Origin of the sequence: Metabacillus bambusae (assembly GCF_017497975.1) — a bacterium.
Classification (GTDB): Bacteria; Bacillota; Bacilli; order Bacillales; family Bacillaceae; genus Metabacillus; species Metabacillus bambusae.
In genome coordinates this window covers 25614-45285 of the sequence record NZ_JAGDEL010000037.1, presented here as the reverse complement: position 1 = coordinate 45285, position 19672 = coordinate 25614, and the positions used below count along the sequence as shown (strand labels likewise).

The following is a 19672-nucleotide window of genomic DNA, read 5'->3' as shown; positions in this document are numbered from 1 at the left end:
GGTTTACTATAACAATTACCGTTATCAATGGAATTTAAAAAAGATGACCCCTAACCAATATAGGAATCATCTTCTAGTTGCGTGACTCTTTTTTTCTTGTGTCCTTGACACGGGTGCCAGTTTAAAAGATTCTCACTTCTTTTTATTTGTATATCTGACAAATGCGCGCGCACTTTTGTTTACACACCACTGAGAGATTTAGTTAATAAGCAATATTTACTGGGGAACAGCAGAAGTTTATGATAGTATTAGAAGATAAAAAAAGACTCTGTGCAAATGCACAGAGTTTAACAATGTGTAGGACGAAACAGATAGCTAGAGATATTGGTAACGCTTGCAAAAAACATTATCAAATTTCTAGGTGACAATCTTTCGTATGATATTATCATACATCATTTAAAAAGGTTTGTAAATATTCTGTTTATTTAAATAACATGTCTTAAAGTAAAATGCTACGCATAATGTATAGCATTTGCAAGAAAGGAAACTGATGATGAAAATAAGAATTTTATTTTACTTAATTGGCCTCTTTTTAATGGGGTTTGGTGTAACGTTAACAATTAAAGCTGATCTAGGCGCAGGAGCATGGGATGCATTGAACGTTGGACTTTCTAATAAAATAGGGCTAACAGTAGGTAGTTGGGTCATTATAATCGGAATTATCTTAATGTTTTTAAATGCATTTATTGTGAATGGGAAGCCTAAGCTACTTGCGTTAGTAACAATTTTACTAATTGGATTTTCAGTTGATTTTTGGCTTTTGGTTGTACTGGGGAATATTCAATATGAGTTACTTATACATAAAGTTTTTTCACTCATAGGCGGTATTGTCTTTATTTCAATTGGTGTCGCGATGTATCTTCAAACAAAATTCCCTGCAAATCCTATTGATCAATTAATGATTTCATTACATGAAAGGTTTCATTTAAACTTCATGTTGTCTAAAACAATAGGGGAGGTATGTGCGTTAATTCTAGCATTTTTCTTCCAAGGCCCTATTGGATTAGGGACGATTATTATTACATTCCTCATCGGACCTATTATTCAATATATTAACATTCCAGTATCAAAAAGATATGAAATGTTACTCAAACGATAAAAAAATTGGATAAACAAATTCACACTTGAAAACACTAATGGTAAGCATTTTGAAAGGAGTAGAAAGAATGAAAAAATGGTTGCTCGTTTCTCTAGTATTGCTTTTATCATTTAGTTTTTCAAGTGCTGTTCTAGCAGAAGGAAAACAACAAAAGCCAAAGATTCCAAATTCGGTTATGGAGATATCAAAGGAAAATACGTATCCGAATCCAACACAGGATTTGCCATATCTTCAACCCAGTGAGCTAACTACAAGCTTAATTGATACGTCAGATGTTCCAATTGAAAACCCAGATTTAATCAGGATCCTAAATGAATCGACGATTTCCGATGCGCCACTTGCATTTGGATATCGCGCAACGATTTTCTTAGGACAATGGGCGCTAAATTACGAATCGACTGAAACTGCAACAAATTGGGAATACCAAAAAATTAATACAAACTATCAAGATAATCGAGGTGGGAAATCACCTGTTCAGGTACATTATAAGCAGGAGGCACAGAAGTCGATTAAAGGTGGCCTAACTGCAAAAGTACCTGAGTCAGAGCATGTGAAAAAAATGATGCTCTTAAAGGCGATGCAGAAAACAAATCTGCCACTTTCATTTGAGACGATTATTGGTGCTGGAACGAAAAAGGACCAAGTATATAATATTCCATCAAAAAGGCTTGGCTATTTATATGCATACGCGCCTGCAGTTAATGAAAAAGGAAAAGTAACATATGGCGAAGTTTACTTAGTTCTAAAAGGAAACAAAAAAAGCATTGTTGTAAAAAATATTACATCACAAGGAATTGGTGCTTGGATACCACTGCAAGACCATGTATCCTTTGGCTTTGTTACATCAGACCGACCTAGATAAATACAAGAAGCGAGATCAATGCGCAGTGCGTGTTGGTCTTTTTAATAGGCTTTTTATGCTAAATTCGTGAAGTAGAGCTATATTTTGAGTAACAACATTCATTTCAAAAGGCTTTTTTTACAAATTTTGTTGCTATATAACAAGCATGGGGAATGGTTGACTTCCGCTCCAGGATGCTCGCTTTCCGCGGGGCGGGCTGGGTCTCACCTGTCCCGCTGCTCTCGCGGGAGTCTCGCATATCCGTTCCAATCAACCTAAAATTGTTTTTGTTCATGAAACTATTAAAGAACAACAATTTTTTAGAAAAAGTCTTTCGAAAACAGCTTACCTTTTAATGTCTATAGTTTCGATAAGGAGTGCAAGGGTATGTATAGAGTTATTTTCTTTGTGATTATTATGACAATACTTTCTCCAAAAATAATAATAGCTGAGGGTATGTCTGAACTAAAAGATCTTAAAATTGCGTTTATACGTGATGGTAATCTGTGGACATTGGTTAATGGTGAAGAAAAACAAATTACGAATACAGGGAGAGTTTATCCTACTCTTCAATGGTCACATGATGGAAAATGGCTAGCATATCAAATTGAAAATTCCTCTGAAGAACAAGAAAATGGACAACAGGTTGAAGTATGGGCTTATCATATTGAAACTAGGGAAAAGAAGAAAATTTTTTATGATGGATATTCTCCATCATGGTCACCAAGTAAAAATGTTATTGCTTTTAATGCAAAGGGAATTCTAAACATATCAGACCTTAAACAATTTTATAATGTTGCAACTGGTGTTGACAGTTACACCTGGTTACCTGATGGAAGTGGATTTTTACTTTCATCTGCCGGAGTACTCCGACCAGATGGATGGACAAGTGCGCTTCTTTATACTAAAAAGGTGAATAATTCTTACGATGATATTATTTTATTTGGTGGTGTAGATCCTTTCTTTACCCTGCCGAAAGAAGTTGGTGTTAATAATAGGAAAATCATTGCAGTATATGCCGATAAATTTGACTTCTCACCTAGTAACAAGTGGATTTCCTTTATAGTTTCACCAACAGCTTCCTGGTCGATGGATAGTAATATGCTTTGTGTCATTTCAAGAGAAGGGGAAAAATTTGAAGTATTAGATGAAGTGATATTTGGAGTTGGTGAACCAAAATGGGCACCAACAAAAGATAGCATCGCCTATATTGCTGGAGGCGGTAGAATTGTATTTGGTTTTAAAGATAAAGATTTGAAGATTAAAGAAATGCCAGTATCAGGCTCACTTACCCCGAAAAATTACACAGAGCTAGATTTCACATGGATTAATGACCATTCAATTGTTACTTCCAGAGTAAAAGAAAAGGAATGGTCAAATGACTTTAATGAACATCCATTACCTTCACTGTACTCAGTACATATTGATAATAACAAGCAGGAGAGAATATCCAAGCCAGCAGTAGGCTTTGGCGATTATAATCCAATGAGTATTCGAACTGCCAAAAAGCTCATTTGGTTTAGAGGGAAGTCAATAACCGATGAGAATCGCGATATATGGATTTCAGATACGAATGGTGCCAATGCTAAAAAGTGGTTGGAAAATATTGATGTGATTAAACTTTACGATGAATAGAGTAGGTAAGCAGAAAAATAGAACTGAATTTTTCGGATTCAGTTCTTATTTATACATTTATAATCTTGAGCTAGAGTCTTCATATTGATTTAGTAATATTTGCTCCTCTGCAAGACCAATTTTTTCATCATAAAGTGTTTGGGCAATTATCTTTCTTGCTTCTTTAGCAGTACTCCAATACACTTGATCATCAACAAGTCCAGTAATCGTATACTCATAACCGTGATATCCAGCATTTAATGAAGTCATACCGAATAGTTGAAAGGGCTCAATAACACAATTGTCTTGATCTCGTTTTAAACAGTGGTCATATTCTTGATTAATTTTTTCACATGCCTTCTCGAGGACTGACCATACTTTTTCTGGATTTTCTCGAAACCTTACGACCACGCGTTCAATTACCCTCATTCTGTCGATATTGTAATTTTGGATTTGTTTAATTTCCCCGTTACTAATGGTTAGAAGCTTTCCACTCCATTCACGTACCTTTAAAGAGCGAAGGCCAATTTCTTCAACTGTCCCATTAAAGGTATTATTAATTGTGATAAAGTCACCTTGGTGAATCTGTTTTTCATAGATCAAAAACATTCCGGCTAGTATATCCTTTATAAGGCTTTGTGCGCCAAAACCAATGATAATTCCAGCGACCCCAGCACCAGCAATAATTGAGCCAAAATTATCAACAAATTGAGAAACTACATACAAAATAAAACTAATTGAGGCTGTATATTTAGTTAGAGACCGGATCATACTCTCAATCGTTTTTTCTTTGCGTTCTTCAATAAAGTTTGTCTTTTGGAAAAATTTACCGATAATAATATTAATGAGAAAAACACTAATCCATAAAATAACTGCAACAAGTAAAATATGAAATACTTTCAAACCCATGAGTTCTTTTAATTGCTCCATTTGGTCACCTTATATATTTGATTTTCGTGCAGAAAAATCAACATCTTGATAATAGCTATTCTTTACAAGTATATTTGGTCCTAGACATTTTACTGCAGGGCAATGGCAATTAAGTGACTTCGCTAATTTAGACTCCATCCATTTATCGTATGCAGATTGGAGCGTATTATCTTGAATATTACCTAATGCAGGTGCATCACCAAAGTCAGTAACGATAATACTTCCATCAAAAATATTAACATTAAGACGTGAGCGGCCGTCAGGGTCATTTCGCACTGTTACGTTTTTACTTTGACGAAGGCGTTTAATTAATTCTAAATCAACATTTTCATTACTGCATGCATAAAACGGTAATGTTCCAAATAGCATCCAGACATTATCATCACGAATATTTAATAAATGATGAATTGCTTCTCTCATCTCTGATAAAGATAGCGTTTCTAAGCTACTTGCAAAATCGCTTGGATACATAGGATGGATTTCATGGCGCTGACAAAGCATCTCTTCAACGATTTGTTTATGAATCTTTTCTATATAGGGGAGTGTCCGCTTATTTAGCATTGTTTCAGCTGATACAATCACACCTGCTTTAACGAGTGCGCGGCTATTTTCGATCATTCTTTCAAATAAGGCTGCTCTTTGCTGGTAGGTTGGCTTTCGATCCATCACAGCAAATCCAACCTCTACAAATTCATCAATCGTACCCCAATTATGAGATATATGTAATACATCTAAGTAAGGAATGATTTTTTCATATCGCTTTAAATCAAGTGTTAAGTTTGAATTTATTTGTGTACGTACTCCACGTTCATGGGCATACTTTAAAAGAGGAACAACGTATTGATCAACTGATTTTAACGAAAGCATCGGTTCACCACCGGTAATGCTTATTGAACGGAGTGTAGGTACTTCGTCTAATCTTTTTAAAAGAAGCTCAAGAGGCAGAGCGTTAGGATCCTTCGGTTGTAATGTATAGCCAACAGCACAATGCTCACAACGCATATTGCATAGCGTAGTAGTTGTGAATTCAATATTTGTTAACGACATTTTTCCATATTGCTCAACATCTAAGTAAGCTTCCCATGGGTCATATGAAGTTGTAATTTGTTTTACAGATTTTATAGCATTCATGAGGTTACTCCTTTATTTAACGGATAACAAAGTATAAATTTTATTACTTAGTTTTAGTCTCTAGCTCCAGCGCCTAGCCCCTCGAGGTCATAAGCCAATCATGAATTGAAGGTAAATAACACTTTATATTCATGATCGTTTTATGCTTGTCGGGGCTGATCAAGGCGCTAGCGCTTTTATTCAAGCATAACAACCATTTTATCATGAACCTTATTCGTTATCATAGGTGGGAGATGGAAATATGGTTGTCAAAAAATTACGTTTAAGCTACGATGAAATTATCTGAAAGGAGAGATAAGATGGGTAACGCAGTTCAAGATAAAGATTCACAACTATCTTATTTAAAAAATCGCTTAAATATGTTTTTAGAAGTTCTTGACTCAATGGATCCTGAATCTACTGATGTAGATGATATAGATCGTTTATTACAAATGCTTGATGACCTTGAATTTAAGCATGATCAGTTTAAAAAGGGCTGGGAAAAGTAAGTGGGAGAGCTGGACACAATTGTGTCGGCTCTTTTTTTATTGGTCTTTAAGTCCAGATTTGGTGGAGAAATTGTTGAAAGGTGTCGTTTATTATCGAACGGTCGATATCTTAGTGTTTTCGGTTGATATAATCCTGATGTCCGACAATATAGTGTGGAAATCGGACAATATAATAGGAAAAACGGACAATAAAAAGTGATTCTTAGACAAAAAGTTATTTTTGTACTTATCTGAAAGCGCTTTGAATACATCTTTTCAACAAATATCGGAAGGAGTATAATAAAAATTGAGAGAAAAGACCGAAAGTTAACAAAACTGAAACGAAATAAAGAAGCAGTTAATCGTTCACAGACCATACATAGTGTCGTGACGCTTGCTGTTCTGTAAAGGGGAGAATCGAGATGGAGAACTTTTATGAAAGTATGTATCAACTAATTGTAGAAACATCGACTAACTTACCAAAAGACGTAAGACGAGCAATTGCAGCTGCAAAGCAACGAGAAAGCGCTGGGACTCGTTCAGCGATGTCACTTGCAACGATAACGAATAATATAAAAATGGCCGATGACAATATCTCACCTATTTGTCAGGATACAGGCCTGCCTACATTTAAATTAAAGGTTCCAGTTGGTGCTAATCAACTAGTGATGAAAAAAGAAATTAAGCGTGCAATCGAACAAGCAACCAAAGATGGAAAACTTCGACCAAACTCAGTAGATTCAATTTCAGGTGATAATAGTGGGGACAACCTTGGAGAAGGTACACCTGTCATTAAATTTGAGCAATGGGAAAATGACTATATTGATGCCCGTCTTATTTTAAAAGGCGGTGGCTGTGAAAATAAAAATATCCAGTACAGCTTACCTTGTGAGCTTGATGGTCTTGGAAAAGCAGGACGAGACCTTGATGGTATTCGCAAATGTATTATGCACTCTGTCTACCAAGCACAAGGACAAGGCTGTAGTGCAGGCTTTATTGGTGTAGGAATTGGCGGAGATCGTACTAGCGGCTATGAGCTAGCGAAAGAACAGCTCTTTAGAAGAGTAGATGATGTAAATGAACGTGAAGACTTACGTCAGCTTGAAGAATATGTGGTGGAACATGCAAATGAACTAGGAATTGGGACAATGGGCTTCGGTGGAGAAACAACATTACTTGGCTGTAAAATTGGTGTAATCAACCGTATCCCAGCAAGCTTCTTTGTATCTGTTGCCTACAATTGTTGGGCATATCGTCGACTTGGTGTATTCATTGATCCTAAAAATGGTTCAATTAATGAGTGGCTATACCAAGATGGAGAAGAGATTGATTTTGGTCATGATGAAGTGGCAGCAACTAAAGAACAAAGTCTTCAAACGAGAGAGGTTGTTCTTGAAGCACCAATTACAGAAGAGAAAATTAGAGAGCTAAAAGTTGGAGACGTTGTTCGAATTAACGGTATGATGTATACAGGACGTGACGCGATCCATAAATATCTTTCTGAAAACGACTCACCAGTTGATTTAAATGGACAGGTTATTTACCACTGTGGTCCTGTTATGATGAAGGATGAAGACGGCAACTATCATGTAAAAGCAGCTGGGCCAACAACAAGTATTCGTGAGGAACCTTATCAAGGTGACATAATGAAGCGCTTCGGAATTCGAGCAGTTATTGGTAAAGGTGGCATGGGACCAAAAACATTAAAAGCTCTAAGTGAGCACGGTGGAGTGTACTTAAATGCTATTGGTGGAGCTGCTCAATACTATGCAGATTGTATCAAATCTGTTGAAGGTGTCGACCTTATGCAATTCGGTATACCAGAAGCAATGTGGCACTTGAAAGTAGAAGGCTTTACCGCTGTTGTTACAATGGACTCTCATGGTAATAGTCTGCATGCAGATGTTGATAAATCTTCATTAGAGAAGCTTGCGCAATTCAAAGAGCCGGTATTTAAATAAATATTTGATGGAGAAGAAGACTTTGGGTGACCTAGGTCTTCTTTTTTTATGTTGTGAGTGGTTGGAAATGACATAATGAACACTAAAGAGTATGTGATGTAGGAAATACTCAACGAAGAGCGGAATTGACGCGATAAAGAAGGAAACTGACGCAACGAATACTGAAATTGACGCGACAAAGAGCAAAACAGACGCAATGAATACTGAAATTGACACAACAGCGAAGGAAAACGGACAACTAACTCCGAACATGACAAGCACCAAGTTTGAGCCACATAGTCAGAGTTGGTCATAAACTAATTCATCAAACCTCTTTAAAATACCCCAGAACAAATATCCTTGGAATTTTTTTTCAGTATGGAAATTCTCTCTAAATAAACACTATACATAATGACAATAATGAGGAGAGAACTAAGATGAAAAAATGGTCCATCGCTGTTACTGTTAGTTTATTTTGTCTCACTTTTCTTTTTATGAGCACTGTTTCCGCACAATCTAATAAACCAATTCATTGGGGATTTAAAAAGAGTCAAAATCATGAGCCTGCCTCTGCTGGTAAAGAATTAGATGACCTATTAAGTAAATATGGCTCGTTTTATTTAGGTGACCCTACAAAAAAGGAAATATATTTAACGTTTGATAATGGCTATGAAAATGGATATACAGCTAAAGTACTTGATGTATTAAAACAACGAAATGTTCCTGCTACATTTTTCATCACAGGTCATTATATAAACACTGAACCAGAATTGGTAAAACGCATGGTAAAGGAAGGGCATATCGTTGGTAATCACTCATGGCTTCATCCTGATTTAACAACACAAAGTGATCAGCAACTCAAAGAGGAACTTGAGTCAGTACGATTAAAAGTTGAGGAACTTACTGGTCAAAAGGGGATGAGCTATCTGCGTCCACCTAGGGGGATCTTTAGTGAACGTGTTCTCGCTAAATCTAAGGAGCTTGGTTACACAACTGTCTTTTGGTCTTTAGCATTTATAGATTGGAAAGTTGATGCACAAAAGGGCTGGAAATACTCTTACGATAATATAATGCGCCAAATTCATCCTGGGTCGATTCTTTTACTGCACACAGTTTCGAAAGATAATGCTGAAGCACTTGATCAAGCAATTGTTGATTTAGAGAAGCAAGGCTATATTTTTAAAAGCTTGGATGATTTGATGATCAATAAAATGATCGATCACCCTTATTTATTTTCCCTTTGATGATATGTCTCAAAGGGTTTTTTATTAGGTTGAAAGCAAACATTACATAAAATGCTATAATAGGCAGTAAAAAGAAGCAAAGGATGCGAAAGTAATGTGGAAGGAAATTGTCGCAATCGATGGTCCATATGATTTTAATCTAGCGTTAGATCGACTTTCATTAGATCCTGTTATTTTTCTTAATAAAGAAGATAAATTTATAAAGGTTCCAGTAGTCATAGACGAAAATCCTTTTGTCATAAAAGTTCAAGCGGTTGGTTCAACAATGAAACCTAGCTTTGAAATTAGTGGAAGTGATGATCGTGTGAAAGAACTTGCATTAAAGGAAATGCAAAGAATATTTCAGTGGGATTTTTCATTACATACACTTGGCTTACACTTTCAAACAACAAACATTGCAGAAATCTTTCAACAGCACACAGGGACACCAATTGTGTTAGAATTTAATCTTTATAGCTGTTTAATGAAATGTATCATCCATCAACAGTTGAATTTAGCGTTTGCTCACACATTAACAAAACGATTTGTCACTACATTTGGCTATCAAATTGACGATGTTTGGTTTTATCCAAAACCGGAAACGATAGCAGCTTTAGAGTACGAAGACTTAAAGGCTTTGCAATTCAGTGGAAGAAAAGCAGAATATGTCATTGATACATCACGTTTAATTGCAGAGGGTACGTTAAATTTAACAGAACTGGACATGCTGTCTGATGATGAGATTATGAAAAAGTTAATCAAAGTACGGGGGATTGGTCCTTGGACAGTTCAAAACCTATTATTAGCTGGATTGGGTCGACCAAACCTTTTTCCAAAAGCTGATATTGGAATTCAAAAAGCCATTCAAAAGCATTTCAACCTTGAGAAGAAGCCAACAAGTGAGGAAATGGATCAATATAGTAAGCAATGGGCGCCATATTTAAGCTACGCCACATTATATTTATGGAGAAGCATCGAGTAGAAACGGAGCGTTTTAATAATGAAAGATAAAAAGCAGGACAATCAAATAAAAATAACCCAAGGTCAAACTTTTCCGTTAACAATTAAAAGGCTAGGTATCAATGGAGAAGGGGTTGGATACTTTAAAAGGCAGGTTGTCTTCGTACCTGGTGCGCTTCCAGGTGAAGAGGTCCTTGTTGAAGCAACAAAGATTCAACCGAAATTTGCAGAAGGAATAGTAAAAAAAATTCGTAAGCAATCACCTTTCCGCGTAAAACCACCATGTCCAATCTATGAAGAGTGTGGAGGCTGTCAGCTTCAGCATTTGGCTTATGACCAACAGCTTAAGGAAAAACGGGATATTGTTGTGCAGTCGATGGAACGTCATACAAAGCTTAAGGTAGATAAGCTTGATATTCGTCCAACCATTGGAATGGAAGAGCCTTGGAATTACCGCAACAAAAGTCAATTCCAAGTCGGCCAACAAAAAAATGGGAAAGTCATTGCAGGCTTATATGGTCTTGACTCACACCGATTAATTCCGATTCAGAATTGTATGGTACAGCATCCATTAACAAATAAAGTGTCAGAGGAAGTTAAACAAATCCTCGAAGACTTCGATGTACCAATCTATGATGAACGAAAACGTAAAGGAATTGTTCGAACAATTGTGACCCGTGCAGGCTTCCAATCAGGAGAAGTTCAAGTTGTTCTAATTACAACCCAAAAGGAAGTGCCGCGTAAAAAATTAATTATGGCCGAAATTCAAAAAAGATTACCAGAAGTAAAATCACTCGTGCAAAATATCAATGGAAACAAGACCTCGCTTATCTTTGGTGAAAAAACAATTCACCTTAGTGGTGAGGAGGTAATCCAAGAAACACTTGGAGACCTTAGCTTCGAACTTTCAGCACGTGCCTTCTTCCAGCTAAATCCTGTCCAAACCGTTAAGCTATACGACGAGGTGAAAAAAGCAGCAAACCTTACTGGAAAGGAAAAAATTGCTGATGCATATTGTGGTGTAGGAACAATTGGGTTATGGCTAGCAAGTGGAGCAAGCGAAGTTCGTGGAATGGATACAATTGAAGCAGCGATTATTGATGCCCAGTATAATGCAAAAAGGCATGAAATTGAGAATGCGACCTATGTAACAGGAACTGCGGAACATTGGCTTCCAAAATGGGTTGATGAGGGATGGCGTCCCGATGTTGTTGTGGTGGATCCTCCGAGGACTGGTTGTGATCATAAGTTGTTGGATGCGATAAAGAAGGTAAAGCCGAAGAAGTTCGTTTATGTTTCATGTAATCCTTCGACACTCGCTAAAGATATTGATTATTTGTCCAAGGATTATAAGGTTGAGTATATTCAGCCGGTGGATATGTTTCCGCATACTGCGCATGTGGAGTGTGTGGCGCAGATGATTTTGAAAGAAGAAGCAGGTTCCCGATAAGGGATTACCTGCTTCTATTTATTTGGAGAAGCCAAGAACCGGTAGTGAACTCTAAGACTCCCATTAGCATTAACTTCGGCCAGGTCAATCAAACGAAGTAAAATATCAGGAGTTAATCCGTGTTTTTGATGCTCGTGTCCACAAGTCAAAGTGAAACCAAACATGCTAATTAGAGGCCTTAATGTTCATGTTTCTTCATAATTAACTATTTGACACTATGATCCTACAACTTACATTCACATTAGAACAAATGATAAAATAGTATATATTTACAAAAATGATTTTAACTAGGTGGGTTAATAATGAAAGATATTATGCAAAAAATTATTGAATTTAGAGATGAGAGGGGATGGGCCCCTTATCACAACGAAAAGGATTTAGCTATTTCTATATCATTAGAAGCGAATGAACTCTTAGAAAATTTTCAATGGAGAAATAGTGAGGAAGCGGTTGCTGAATCTATACAGAACATTAAAGAAGAGATGGCGGATGTATTTATATATCTTCTACAGTTAGCGGATAAAATGAATGTAGATTTAGAAGAGGAAGCATTTAAGAAAATGGAGAAGAATGCTTTAAAATATCCAGTTAAAAAAGAGAAGTAAGGTAGTAGGTTTATATTGGTTCATCTTCAAAATGCCATCAATCACGAGGTAGGTAGAATACGATATGAGTAAAATAGATATAAAAACAATGCCTTTTGACAAGGCATAAACTCCCTTGGAATGGTGACTACGGAAATATTACATGGGCAGAAAAAACAGAAACAGTAAGGGAAGTTGGGTCGATTTATACAATACAAGGTTTTGATTTAAATTATGTTGGTGTTATTTTGGGTCCATCGATTTCATATGATGAGGACACAGATGAATTGAAAATTATTGCAGAGAATTATAAGGACACGGAAGCTTTTAGAGGAAAAGATGAATTCCAAAATAGCGATGGTATAAAAGAAAAAATCATATTGAATTCTCTAAATGTTCTTATGAAAAGAGGAATACATGGGCTGTATATCTATGCTAGTGATCCGAAATTAAGATCCAGATTGTTGGAACTACAAAAAAATAAAAGAAATTAGTTGACTTAAAGATATTGCATGGGTGTTCAGCAGAAAGCAGTATGGTACTCGAAGCTCTTCTAATCAAAATGGACTTAAATTGTTTTATGTGGCTTGTACCCGAGCAAAAAATACACAACTTACTCTTTACTTGTTGTAGCTGCCATTTCCTTTATAAGTCTTTCTAAATCGAATCTCTTTTACCTTCTGATATTGTTCATCAGGCCACCATGCTCCGCAATCATCTGATACGACACATGCAGCACATTTTGGTAAATCATAGACGATCATTCCGGTAATGGGAGGGGAATATAGATGGAGAGTGACCAAATCTGTATGAATAGCTGCTTTCATTTTATGGATGGCCTTTTTGGGGGCATGAAAATAGGTCCCTTTTTGATAATCCACATGGAATAATTCGATAGGCAAGCCATTCCCGTTCACCTCATAAACCGAATTACGGGATGTGCCGGAGAGCACTTGTATCCAGCCGAAGGAATTGCCATGATCATGAGGAGCACATTCTAATTGGGACCAATTCATCACGAGCAGTTCCACTTCTTCATTTTTATAAAGAAGCTTTCTGTTATAGGGCTTGCCCTCAGATGGTTCTGGTAAGTGAGCAAGATTATCGAGTGTCATATCTAACTGTAATAGAGCGTCTTTTAACTCGGCTTTAGATGGATTTTTTAAGGAATCTAAAACATTCCTTATCTTGTTTGTAAATGTCATGAAGCGCTCCTCCTAAAGTCGTTTTTTCGTGAAAAGGCTCAATAACATAGGTACAATCTGTCCATTAACAATAATCACTCCTATTATAATTATGATTCCTCCAGTAAGACTTATGATGAAAACTTTTTCTTTTAAAAGTAAAACAGCTGCAACTAAAGTTGTGATGGGTTCCAAGTATAGGAACATAGAAACCTTTGAAGCCTCTAAACCTTCAAGTGCCTTACCCCAATACCAGTAGGCAATGCCAGAAACAAAGACTCCAAGAAACAACAAATGGGCCCACTCTGAATTGGTTAGCAAAGAAAGGGATTCCCACCCCCTGTTTCGGATGATAAAGGGTGTGGTCAAAATCAAGCCTAGTAAACACATGTAAAACGTCACTAAAAGAGGGGGATAAGGAATGTTTAAGCTTTTTAACAGCACCGAATAAACAGCCCAGTTCAATGTACTCAAGATCATAAGAAGAAAGCCTATATTCATTGCAAACTCAAAGGATTGTCCACTTCTTGTTGTTGTGACTAGCAGCACACCTGTTATCGCCAGTATCATTCCTACAGCTTTCGTTATACTCATCTTTTCATGTAAAAAAAGGATGGATAAGATGACAGTAAAGATAGGAGAAAACGAGATGAGCCATCCAGCAGAAGAAGCATCGATCGTTAACAATGCTGTTGCTTGAAGAACCTGATGAACAAATACACCAAGAATACCTAGTACGATTATATGTGGTATGTAGTTAATTGAGACTTTTAGGCGGTTACGCTGTATGAGTAAAAGTAATAGTAATAATAAGGATCCTATTCCAAAACGAAGAACAAGTAAAGAATAGGGATCAAGCTTTCCTAGTACTGCCTTCGTCGATACAAATGAGACTCCCCAAAAACTAATCGATATCGTCGCATAAACCGATGAAGTTAACTGCGACCTAAAATGAGTCATGATCATTCCTCCCAGCAGAAAGGCTGTTATTCCATACTATGCTTGTCTTGCTTGAAGATGAACGTTACTTTTACAATAGGTTGATGTCAGATAATAAACATGATAAACATACATCAGAGTGCTATTCGCTATTGGTAAGGAAAAATTAATAGGGATGAAGTGGCCGTTCCGAGCGCCGGGCTTTTTTATTTCTTTTATTTATAGATCATTTTATTGAATTGTTTTTAGTCATGAATTCGTGTCCTGCAGAGATGTACATGAATGGATCGATCTCTATGTTAATTAAGTTCTATTAAGATAGTTATAGTTTGCCGCGAGATTGTTTTCAAGAATTGTTTAGTTCCAATATTGGTTTGAATATTTGGATAATTACAAATATATAAAATAATATTGTAATATATCTAAAAACTGACTATAATACTACTTAACAGGAGGACAGTTGTCTTTTCACAGTGGAATTTTGTGAAAATGTCCATCCCTGGAAGAAAGGTGTCTATCTAGAAACCTATTTATTAATAAGGATCTCTATTAGATGAATCTTTGGAGAGACTCTGAGAGAGCACCGAAGGAAAGAATCAAAAGCCAAATTCCAGTTCTTGGATTGGTAGATTTTAAATGAAAGTCAGCTATTATTTGATCTTATTTATTAGTAATAGACTTATTACTATCGCAAAATTAAGAGAAATGAATACCTCGTTATAACTTTTTAACTTTAATTAAGAGGGGGAATATCTATGAAAAATATACTGAAAAAGTGGAGTCAGCTCGGTCTAGTAAAACAAATAATTATCGGTTTGATTATTGGTATTATTCTAGCAGTATCAATCCCACAAGCAGCACAACCTGTTGCCATTTTTGGATCTTTATTTGTAGGTGCTTTGAAAGCAATTGCACCTGTGTTAGTACTTTTCTTGGTTATGTCGGCCATCGCTCAACACAAGAAAGGTCATCAAACAAACATGAAGTCCATTATCTTCCTTTATCTTTTAGGGACATTTTTAGCTGCACTTATCGCAGTTATTGCAAGTTTTATTTTTCCTGTAGGTTTAACACTTACAAAGGGTGCTGAGGGTTTTACGGCTCCTGGCGGTGTTGCAGAGGTTCTCAAAACATTGCTGTTGAACGTTGTTGATAACCCTGTAAATGCAATTGCCAATGGGAACTATATCGGTATTTTAGCTTGGGCGATCCTCCTAGGTTTGGCTTTAAGAAATGCACCTGATACGACGAAAACGTTGATTTCTAATTTTTCAGAGGCTGTATCCAAAATGGTTACTTGGGTTATTAAGTTTGCTCCATTAGGAATCATGGGTTTAGTCTTTGAATCTATTACTACAAATGGATTGGAATCGTTACTAAGCTATGGAAGATTACTTGCTGTTTTGCTTGGTTGCATGTTCTTTGTGGCGCTGGTTGTCAATCCAATTATTGTGTTCGCAGCTATAAAGCAAAATCCTTACCCGCTAGTTTTTAAATGCTTAAAGGAAAGTGGGATTACAGCATTCTTTACACGTAGCTCAGCTTCAAATATTCCTGTAAATATGAGGTTATGTGAAAATCTAGGTTTGAATAAGGATAATTACTCAGTATCCATCCCATTAGGTGCAACAATCAATATGGCTGGTGCTGCTGTTACGATTTCTGTATTGACGCTCGCAGCGGTTCATACTCTAGGTATTCAAGTAGACATCCCTACAGCAATCCTTCTCAGTGTACTGTCAGCTATAAGTGCTTGTGGTGCTTCAGGGGTTGCTGGCGGTTCCTTATTACTGATTCCTCTAGCATGTAGCTTATTTGGAATCCCTGCTGATGTTGCTATGCAGGTAGTTGGGGTAGGCTTTATTATAGGGGTTCTACAAGACTCTTGTGAGACGGCGCTTAACTCATCGACGGACGTACTTTTCACAGCAACGGCTGAATATAAAGAATGGCGTAAAGAAGGAAAGAAAATAGATATCCAGAAAACAGCATAAAGAAGAAATCTTCTTATCTACGGTTAAACTGCACCCAAATTGTTAGACTCGACTAACAATTTGAGGTGCAGTTTTTTTTATGGAGAAATTTACTTAGGCTTTACCCAGAACGGGGGAGAGTGACAGGCACCGAGACTCACAATCGCTATCTATAAAACTGTTTTCACTTAAACAAATGTTATAGGAGGCTAATAATTGTAAAATTAGACATTATACGATTAAAATTAGGTATAAAGTCTTATGAAATAATACTATATTTAATTAGTGAGAAAAGGGTGGAAACATGCAGAATGGTTTAAAATTTATTCTTTTAGTTTTACTTTTAACAATTTTAGCTGGCTGTCAAGCACCAAGGCAAGAAGAAATTGATTCTTATCGTGCAAAACAAATTATTTCATCTTCATTTATAAATTTTAATAATGAAGAGTCTGTGAAAAATCAAACTACTGATTTTGAATTAATTCTACAAGAGGTTGAAAATTTTGGAAAGTTAAGGAGAACTGAACTAATTTATGGAGCTCAAACAGCTTCTAGAAAAACTCTTGTTTCTTCTCCAAAGGAAATGAGAGAACTAGCATATGCATGGGGAGAAGGTGATTTAAAATACCACATTTTGCTCCCGGGTGATGAAGGTCGTTTATTAACTGAAACTTTTAGTGCAACTACGATGTCTACATACAACTTCTCGTACATTATTAATACTCCAGCAAAACTAGTATCAAATATTAGAACAGATTTATATATAGGTGAAATGGAAACAGGTTTTCAATTAGGTAACTTAGTGATTCAGGGAGCTAGCGTTTGGTTTATTGTTTTGGATATCTTTTATGCTCTAATTGGTCTAATACTGGCAATTATTATGCTTCCAATCGGATTTATTGTTGGTTTTATTACAAGTCCACTTCAAACTTTATATGATATCTTTCCTTCACTAATTGGGTTATTAAAAACCATGTATTATGCGGTACGTAATTTCTTTTATTAATTGATTTTGGTTTTGGTTTTGGCTTAAGTTTATATCTTATCAACATCTATAAGAATTCAATGTAACTAAAGAGAAGGACAATATTACCGATATAATTAAAGACATAAAAGACTATGTAGTACAGAAATGTTTTTTTCTTACATACAATCATTCCAATTTTTTACTAAAATACATAGTCTTTATTGTATAATATTATAAGAACTAATTGTATAGTCATATTAGTTTTTAATAAAGATTGTAAAGCATTGTTCTGCACTTTTTTGTTATAGATGGAGGGTTCGCTGTGAGTATTGAACTAGTATTAATTCCTGTTGCAATTTCAGTTACTCAGCTTGCGAGTAATCGCTTTGAAAAGAAATTTGAAAATAGAAGTAGTTATAAACTTCAATCTTTCATGAATGATGAAATACTCGTAAAAAAAGCTTTAGAACAATATGGTTGTTCATATCGAACAGAGGATCATGCGCTAAGTATAGAAGATTTTAATATTGGTCTCTTAAAAAATGACGATTCTGTTTTTGAAGCAATATTTGATTCTACGATAAAACTAGAGGATGCTCAGCAGTTTTTATCAAATCTTGAGGAAGAATATACTCATCTCGTTCAACAGGAAACATATAAAAAATTAATTCAAAGAGCAAAGGAACAAGGAATGGTTTTAGAAACAGAAATGGTGAATGAACAAAACTCAATTGTTTTAACGTTTAAAGTGTGAGATAGGAGAATAGAGATGGAGAAAAGAGTGAGGATTGAAATAGGAATTGATGGGAAAATCAAGGCTGAAACTCTTGGTATTAAAGGGAAGAAATGTTTGGAATTCATTCAAATATTAGAACAAATGTTAGATGCTGAGACAATCGATTCTGAGTATACATCAGAATACTTAGAAACGAATGTAAACATAAGTGAAACAGTTATACAAAAGCTAAAGGAGGAAAGGTAATTGGCTAAAAAAATTACTTCTAAGGGTAGGACATGGGAGTTAATGAATTCTATATGGATGCTTTGGACAATAGCAACATTAGGTTTTTTTAACTATATATCGTTTTTCTATATTGCATATCGAGTTAAACAAAGGAAATGGACAATTTGGGGAATAATTTACGCGATACCTTTTATCGTCTACATTATTAGCACTGAAACAGTGAGTCAGGAAAGTGGATTATCTGATGCGGCATTTGGCGCCCTTATGATTTCATGGATCGGATCTATTTTTCATGCTATTAAAGTAAGACCGGAGTATTTAATACGTCTGGAGCAATATAAGAAAATTGATAATAATCATATTGATCAATTACGACAATCTATTCAGAAAGAATATGAAACTGAGGGACAAAATAGTTCCAATAATGATCAAACATTCAAAACTGTTCTCAAAAAAGACAATCAAGTAGTTAAAAATAATACCGTACAGGAAACGATTACACCAGTTGATATTAATACTAGTAGTGAAGAGGAAATTGCTTCGATTCCTTCTATAGGTGCTATCCTTGCTAAAAAAGTAATGACGATCAGGGAGCAAAAAGGGGGATTTTCCTCTATAGATGATTTTGCTGAATTACTTCAATTAAAACCCCACGTTAGAGAACGCATAAAACCTTATGTAGAATTTTCAAAATTGGAAAATCAGGTTTCTAAAAATTCTGAAGAAAAAAGTGGAAGGATTGTTGACTTCTAATGAAAGTAAGAATTCACCGTTTTCTACCTTTCACAGCTGTTGAAGGTCCAGGAAATAGAGCATGTCTATGGGTTCAAGGATGTTCTATACATTGTAAAGGTTGTGGGGTCCCATGGACATGGAGAAAAGATGGCGGAGAAAATACACCGATTGATGAGCTATTTGAAGAAATTAAATCTAGTATGATAAAGAATCAAATAGAGGGTGTAACTTTCTTAGGGGGTGAGCCTTTCGACCAAGCAGAAGCTTTAGCGACTTTAGGAAGAAGGCTTAAAGAAATTGGACTATCTATTATGACCTTTAGTGGCTATACGTATGGATTTTTAATAGAAAATAAGAGTAATAGATCAGGTTGGCAGGAACTATTATCTATTACGGATTTATTAATTGATGGCCCCTTTGTAGAAGAACAACTTGATTTAAGTAGACCTTGGATTGGTTCGGCTAATCAAAATTATCGATTTTTAACTGACAGATATAAACATTTGGAAAAAGCTCTAAATAAAGCATCAAATAAAATCGAAGTTCGTATTGGTGAAGACGGTAAAGTATCAATTAATGGAATGGCTACTCAAGAACAATTGAAAAATTTAACACATGGAATTGCAAGAAGAGAAGTATAGTGCAAAACTGGGATTAACCAGCATGAGAAT

The 19672-nt window shown here is 35.8% G+C and carries 20 protein-coding genes and 1 pseudogene; 17 read left to right on the top strand and 4 right to left on the bottom strand.

Annotated features, from left to right (window positions below; genetic code table 11):
• From I7822_RS27875 to I7822_RS27860, 4 genes are all read left to right on the top strand, one after another.
• Positions 1-85: IS3 family transposase (locus tag I7822_RS27875; protein WP_207981230.1), on the top strand; the 85-nt coding region annotated here is incomplete at its 5' end.
• A 405-nt stretch (positions 86-490) separates the two neighbouring features.
• Positions 491-1099: a YczE/YyaS/YitT family protein gene (locus I7822_RS27870; protein ID WP_307847912.1), complete on the top strand. Its 609-nt coding sequence runs from the start codon at positions 491-493 to the stop codon at positions 1097-1099.
• A gap of 67 nt (positions 1100-1166) precedes the next feature.
• Positions 1167-1961: a YfkD famly protein gene (locus I7822_RS27865; protein ID WP_207982292.1), complete on the top strand. Its 795-nt coding sequence runs from the start codon at positions 1167-1169 to the stop codon at positions 1959-1961.
• Positions 1962-2327: 366 nt separating this feature from the next.
• Positions 2328-3575, top strand: coding sequence for a TolB family protein (locus tag I7822_RS27860; protein ID WP_207982291.1), 1248 nt, complete (start codon positions 2328-2330; stop codon positions 3573-3575).
• 57 nt (positions 3576-3632) lie between these two features.
• Here the strand turns inward: I7822_RS27860 and I7822_RS27855 are convergent, their stop codons facing one another.
• Together I7822_RS27855 and yfkAB are read right to left on the bottom strand one after the other, a co-directional pair.
• On the bottom strand, positions 3633-4484 hold the full coding sequence (locus I7822_RS27855; RefSeq protein WP_207982290.1) for a mechanosensitive ion channel family protein: 852 nt from the start codon (positions 4482-4484) through the stop codon (positions 3633-3635).
• A gap of 9 nt (positions 4485-4493) precedes the next feature.
• Positions 4494-5615, bottom strand: coding sequence for a radical SAM/CxCxxxxC motif protein YfkAB (gene yfkAB / locus I7822_RS27850; protein WP_207982289.1), 1122 nt, complete (start codon positions 5613-5615; stop codon positions 4494-4496).
• Between the two features lie 299 nt (positions 5616-5914).
• Between yfkAB and I7822_RS27845 the strand changes: the two genes are divergently transcribed.
• The 7 genes and pseudogenes from I7822_RS27845 to I7822_RS27815 all read left to right on the top strand — a co-directional run.
• Positions 5915-6103: an SE1561 family protein gene (locus tag I7822_RS27845; RefSeq protein ID WP_066328242.1), complete on the top strand. Its 189-nt coding sequence runs from the start codon at positions 5915-5917 to the stop codon at positions 6101-6103.
• A gap of 401 nt (positions 6104-6504) precedes the next feature.
• Positions 6505-8043: a fumarate hydratase gene (locus tag I7822_RS27840; RefSeq protein WP_207982288.1), complete on the top strand. Its 1539-nt coding sequence runs from the start codon at positions 6505-6507 to the stop codon at positions 8041-8043.
• 416 nt (positions 8044-8459) lie between these two features.
• The gene (gene pdaA, locus I7822_RS27835; RefSeq protein ID WP_207982287.1) at positions 8460-9266 is read left to right on the top strand and encodes a delta-lactam-biosynthetic de-N-acetylase; all 807 of its coding nucleotides are present in this window, start codon (positions 8460-8462) and stop codon (positions 9264-9266) included.
• 94 nt (positions 9267-9360) lie between these two features.
• Positions 9361-10227, top strand: a complete 867-nt coding sequence (locus I7822_RS27830; protein WP_207982286.1) for a DNA-3-methyladenine glycosylase family protein — start codon at positions 9361-9363, stop codon at positions 10225-10227.
• An 18-nt stretch (positions 10228-10245) separates the two neighbouring features.
• A complete protein-coding gene (gene rlmD / locus I7822_RS27825) occupies positions 10246-11655 on the top strand; it encodes a 23S rRNA (uracil(1939)-C(5))-methyltransferase RlmD (protein WP_207982285.1) in 1410 nt (469 codons plus the stop codon).
• 302 nt (positions 11656-11957) lie between these two features.
• Complete coding sequence (locus I7822_RS27820; protein WP_207982284.1) at positions 11958-12260, top strand: nucleotide pyrophosphohydrolase; 303 nt, start codon at positions 11958-11960, stop codon at positions 12258-12260.
• Between the two features lie 110 nt (positions 12261-12370).
• A pseudogene (locus I7822_RS27815) lies at positions 12371-12733 on the top strand (DNA/RNA helicase domain-containing protein); the annotation flags it as partial.
• A 126-nt stretch (positions 12734-12859) separates the two neighbouring features.
• On the opposite strand, the gene I7822_RS27810 reads toward I7822_RS27815, so the two are convergent.
• Positions 12860-13444 (bottom strand): cysteine dioxygenase, encoded by a 585-nt coding sequence (locus I7822_RS27810; RefSeq protein ID WP_207982282.1) that lies wholly within the window; start codon positions 13442-13444, stop codon positions 12860-12862.
• Between the two features lie 12 nt (positions 13445-13456).
• On the bottom strand, positions 13457-14383 hold the full coding sequence (locus I7822_RS27805) for a DMT family transporter (protein ID WP_207982281.1): 927 nt from the start codon (positions 14381-14383) through the stop codon (positions 13457-13459).
• A 734-nt stretch (positions 14384-15117) separates the two neighbouring features.
• Between I7822_RS27805 and sstT the strand changes: the two genes are divergently transcribed.
• The 6 genes from sstT (at position 15118) to I7822_RS27775 (ending at position 19642) form a co-directional block, all read left to right on the top strand.
• A complete protein-coding gene (sstT, locus tag I7822_RS27800) occupies positions 15118-16356 on the top strand; it encodes a serine/threonine transporter SstT (RefSeq protein WP_207982280.1) in 1239 nt (412 codons plus the stop codon).
• A 283-nt stretch (positions 16357-16639) separates the two neighbouring features.
• The gene (locus I7822_RS27795) at positions 16640-17341 is read left to right on the top strand and encodes a hypothetical protein (protein WP_207982279.1); all 702 of its coding nucleotides are present in this window, start codon (positions 16640-16642) and stop codon (positions 17339-17341) included.
• Positions 17342-17624: 283 nt separating this feature from the next.
• Positions 17625-18056: a DUF1257 domain-containing protein gene (locus I7822_RS27790; protein ID WP_207982278.1), complete on the top strand. Its 432-nt coding sequence runs from the start codon at positions 17625-17627 to the stop codon at positions 18054-18056.
• A 15-nt stretch (positions 18057-18071) separates the two neighbouring features.
• On the top strand, positions 18072-18284 hold the full coding sequence (locus I7822_RS27785; protein ID WP_207982277.1) for a DUF2997 domain-containing protein: 213 nt from the start codon (positions 18072-18074) through the stop codon (positions 18282-18284).
• Entirely contained in the window at positions 18285-19019 is a 735-nt protein-coding gene (locus I7822_RS27780; protein ID WP_207982276.1) for a ComEA family DNA-binding protein, read from the top strand.
• On the top strand, positions 19019-19642 hold the full coding sequence (locus I7822_RS27775) for a 4Fe-4S single cluster domain-containing protein (RefSeq protein ID WP_207982275.1): 624 nt from the start codon (positions 19019-19021) through the stop codon (positions 19640-19642). Before I7822_RS27780 ends, I7822_RS27775 begins: the two co-directional genes overlap by 1 nt.
• The last annotated feature ends 30 nt before the right edge of the window (positions 19643-19672 follow it).

Bases quoted from the DNA above. Each gene is read 5' to 3' on its own strand.
- I7822_RS27810 (WP_207982282.1), bottom strand. From the start codon at position 13,444: ATGACATTTACAAACAAGATAAGGAATGTTTTAGATTCCTTAAAAAAT.
- I7822_RS27795 (WP_207982279.1), top strand. From the start codon at position 16,640: ATGCAGAATGGTTTAAAATTTATTCTTTTAGTTTTACTTTTAACAATT.
- I7822_RS27840 (WP_207982288.1), top strand. From the start codon at position 6,505: ATGGAGAACTTTTATGAAAGTATGTATCAACTAATTGTAGAAACATCG.
- sstT (WP_207982280.1), top strand. From the start codon at position 15,118: ATGAAAAATATACTGAAAAAGTGGAGTCAGCTCGGTCTAGTAAAACAA.
- yfkAB (WP_207982289.1), bottom strand. From the start codon at position 5,615: ATGAATGCTATAAAATCTGTAAAACAAATTACAACTTCATATGACCCA.
- I7822_RS27865 (WP_207982292.1), top strand. From the start codon at position 1,167: ATGAAAAAATGGTTGCTCGTTTCTCTAGTATTGCTTTTATCATTTAGT.
- pdaA (WP_207982287.1), top strand. From the start codon at position 8,460: ATGAAAAAATGGTCCATCGCTGTTACTGTTAGTTTATTTTGTCTCACT.
- I7822_RS27855 (WP_207982290.1), bottom strand. From the start codon at position 4,484: ATGGAGCAATTAAAAGAACTCATGGGTTTGAAAGTATTTCATATTTTA.
- I7822_RS27820 (WP_207982284.1), top strand. From the start codon at position 11,958: ATGAAAGATATTATGCAAAAAATTATTGAATTTAGAGATGAGAGGGGA.
- I7822_RS27805 (WP_207982281.1), bottom strand. From the start codon at position 14,383: ATGACTCATTTTAGGTCGCAGTTAACTTCATCGGTTTATGCGACGATA.
- I7822_RS27830 (WP_207982286.1), top strand. From the start codon at position 9,361: ATGTGGAAGGAAATTGTCGCAATCGATGGTCCATATGATTTTAATCTA.
- I7822_RS27860 (WP_207982291.1), top strand. From the start codon at position 2,328: ATGTATAGAGTTATTTTCTTTGTGATTATTATGACAATACTTTCTCCA.
- I7822_RS27845 (WP_066328242.1), top strand. From the start codon at position 5,915: ATGGGTAACGCAGTTCAAGATAAAGATTCACAACTATCTTATTTAAAA.
- I7822_RS27775 (WP_207982275.1), top strand. From the start codon at position 19,019: ATGAAAGTAAGAATTCACCGTTTTCTACCTTTCACAGCTGTTGAAGGT.
- rlmD (WP_207982285.1), top strand. From the start codon at position 10,246: ATGAAAGATAAAAAGCAGGACAATCAAATAAAAATAACCCAAGGTCAA.
- I7822_RS27785 (WP_207982277.1), top strand. From the start codon at position 18,072: ATGGAGAAAAGAGTGAGGATTGAAATAGGAATTGATGGGAAAATCAAG.
- I7822_RS27870 (WP_307847912.1), top strand. From the start codon at position 491: ATGATGAAAATAAGAATTTTATTTTACTTAATTGGCCTCTTTTTAATG.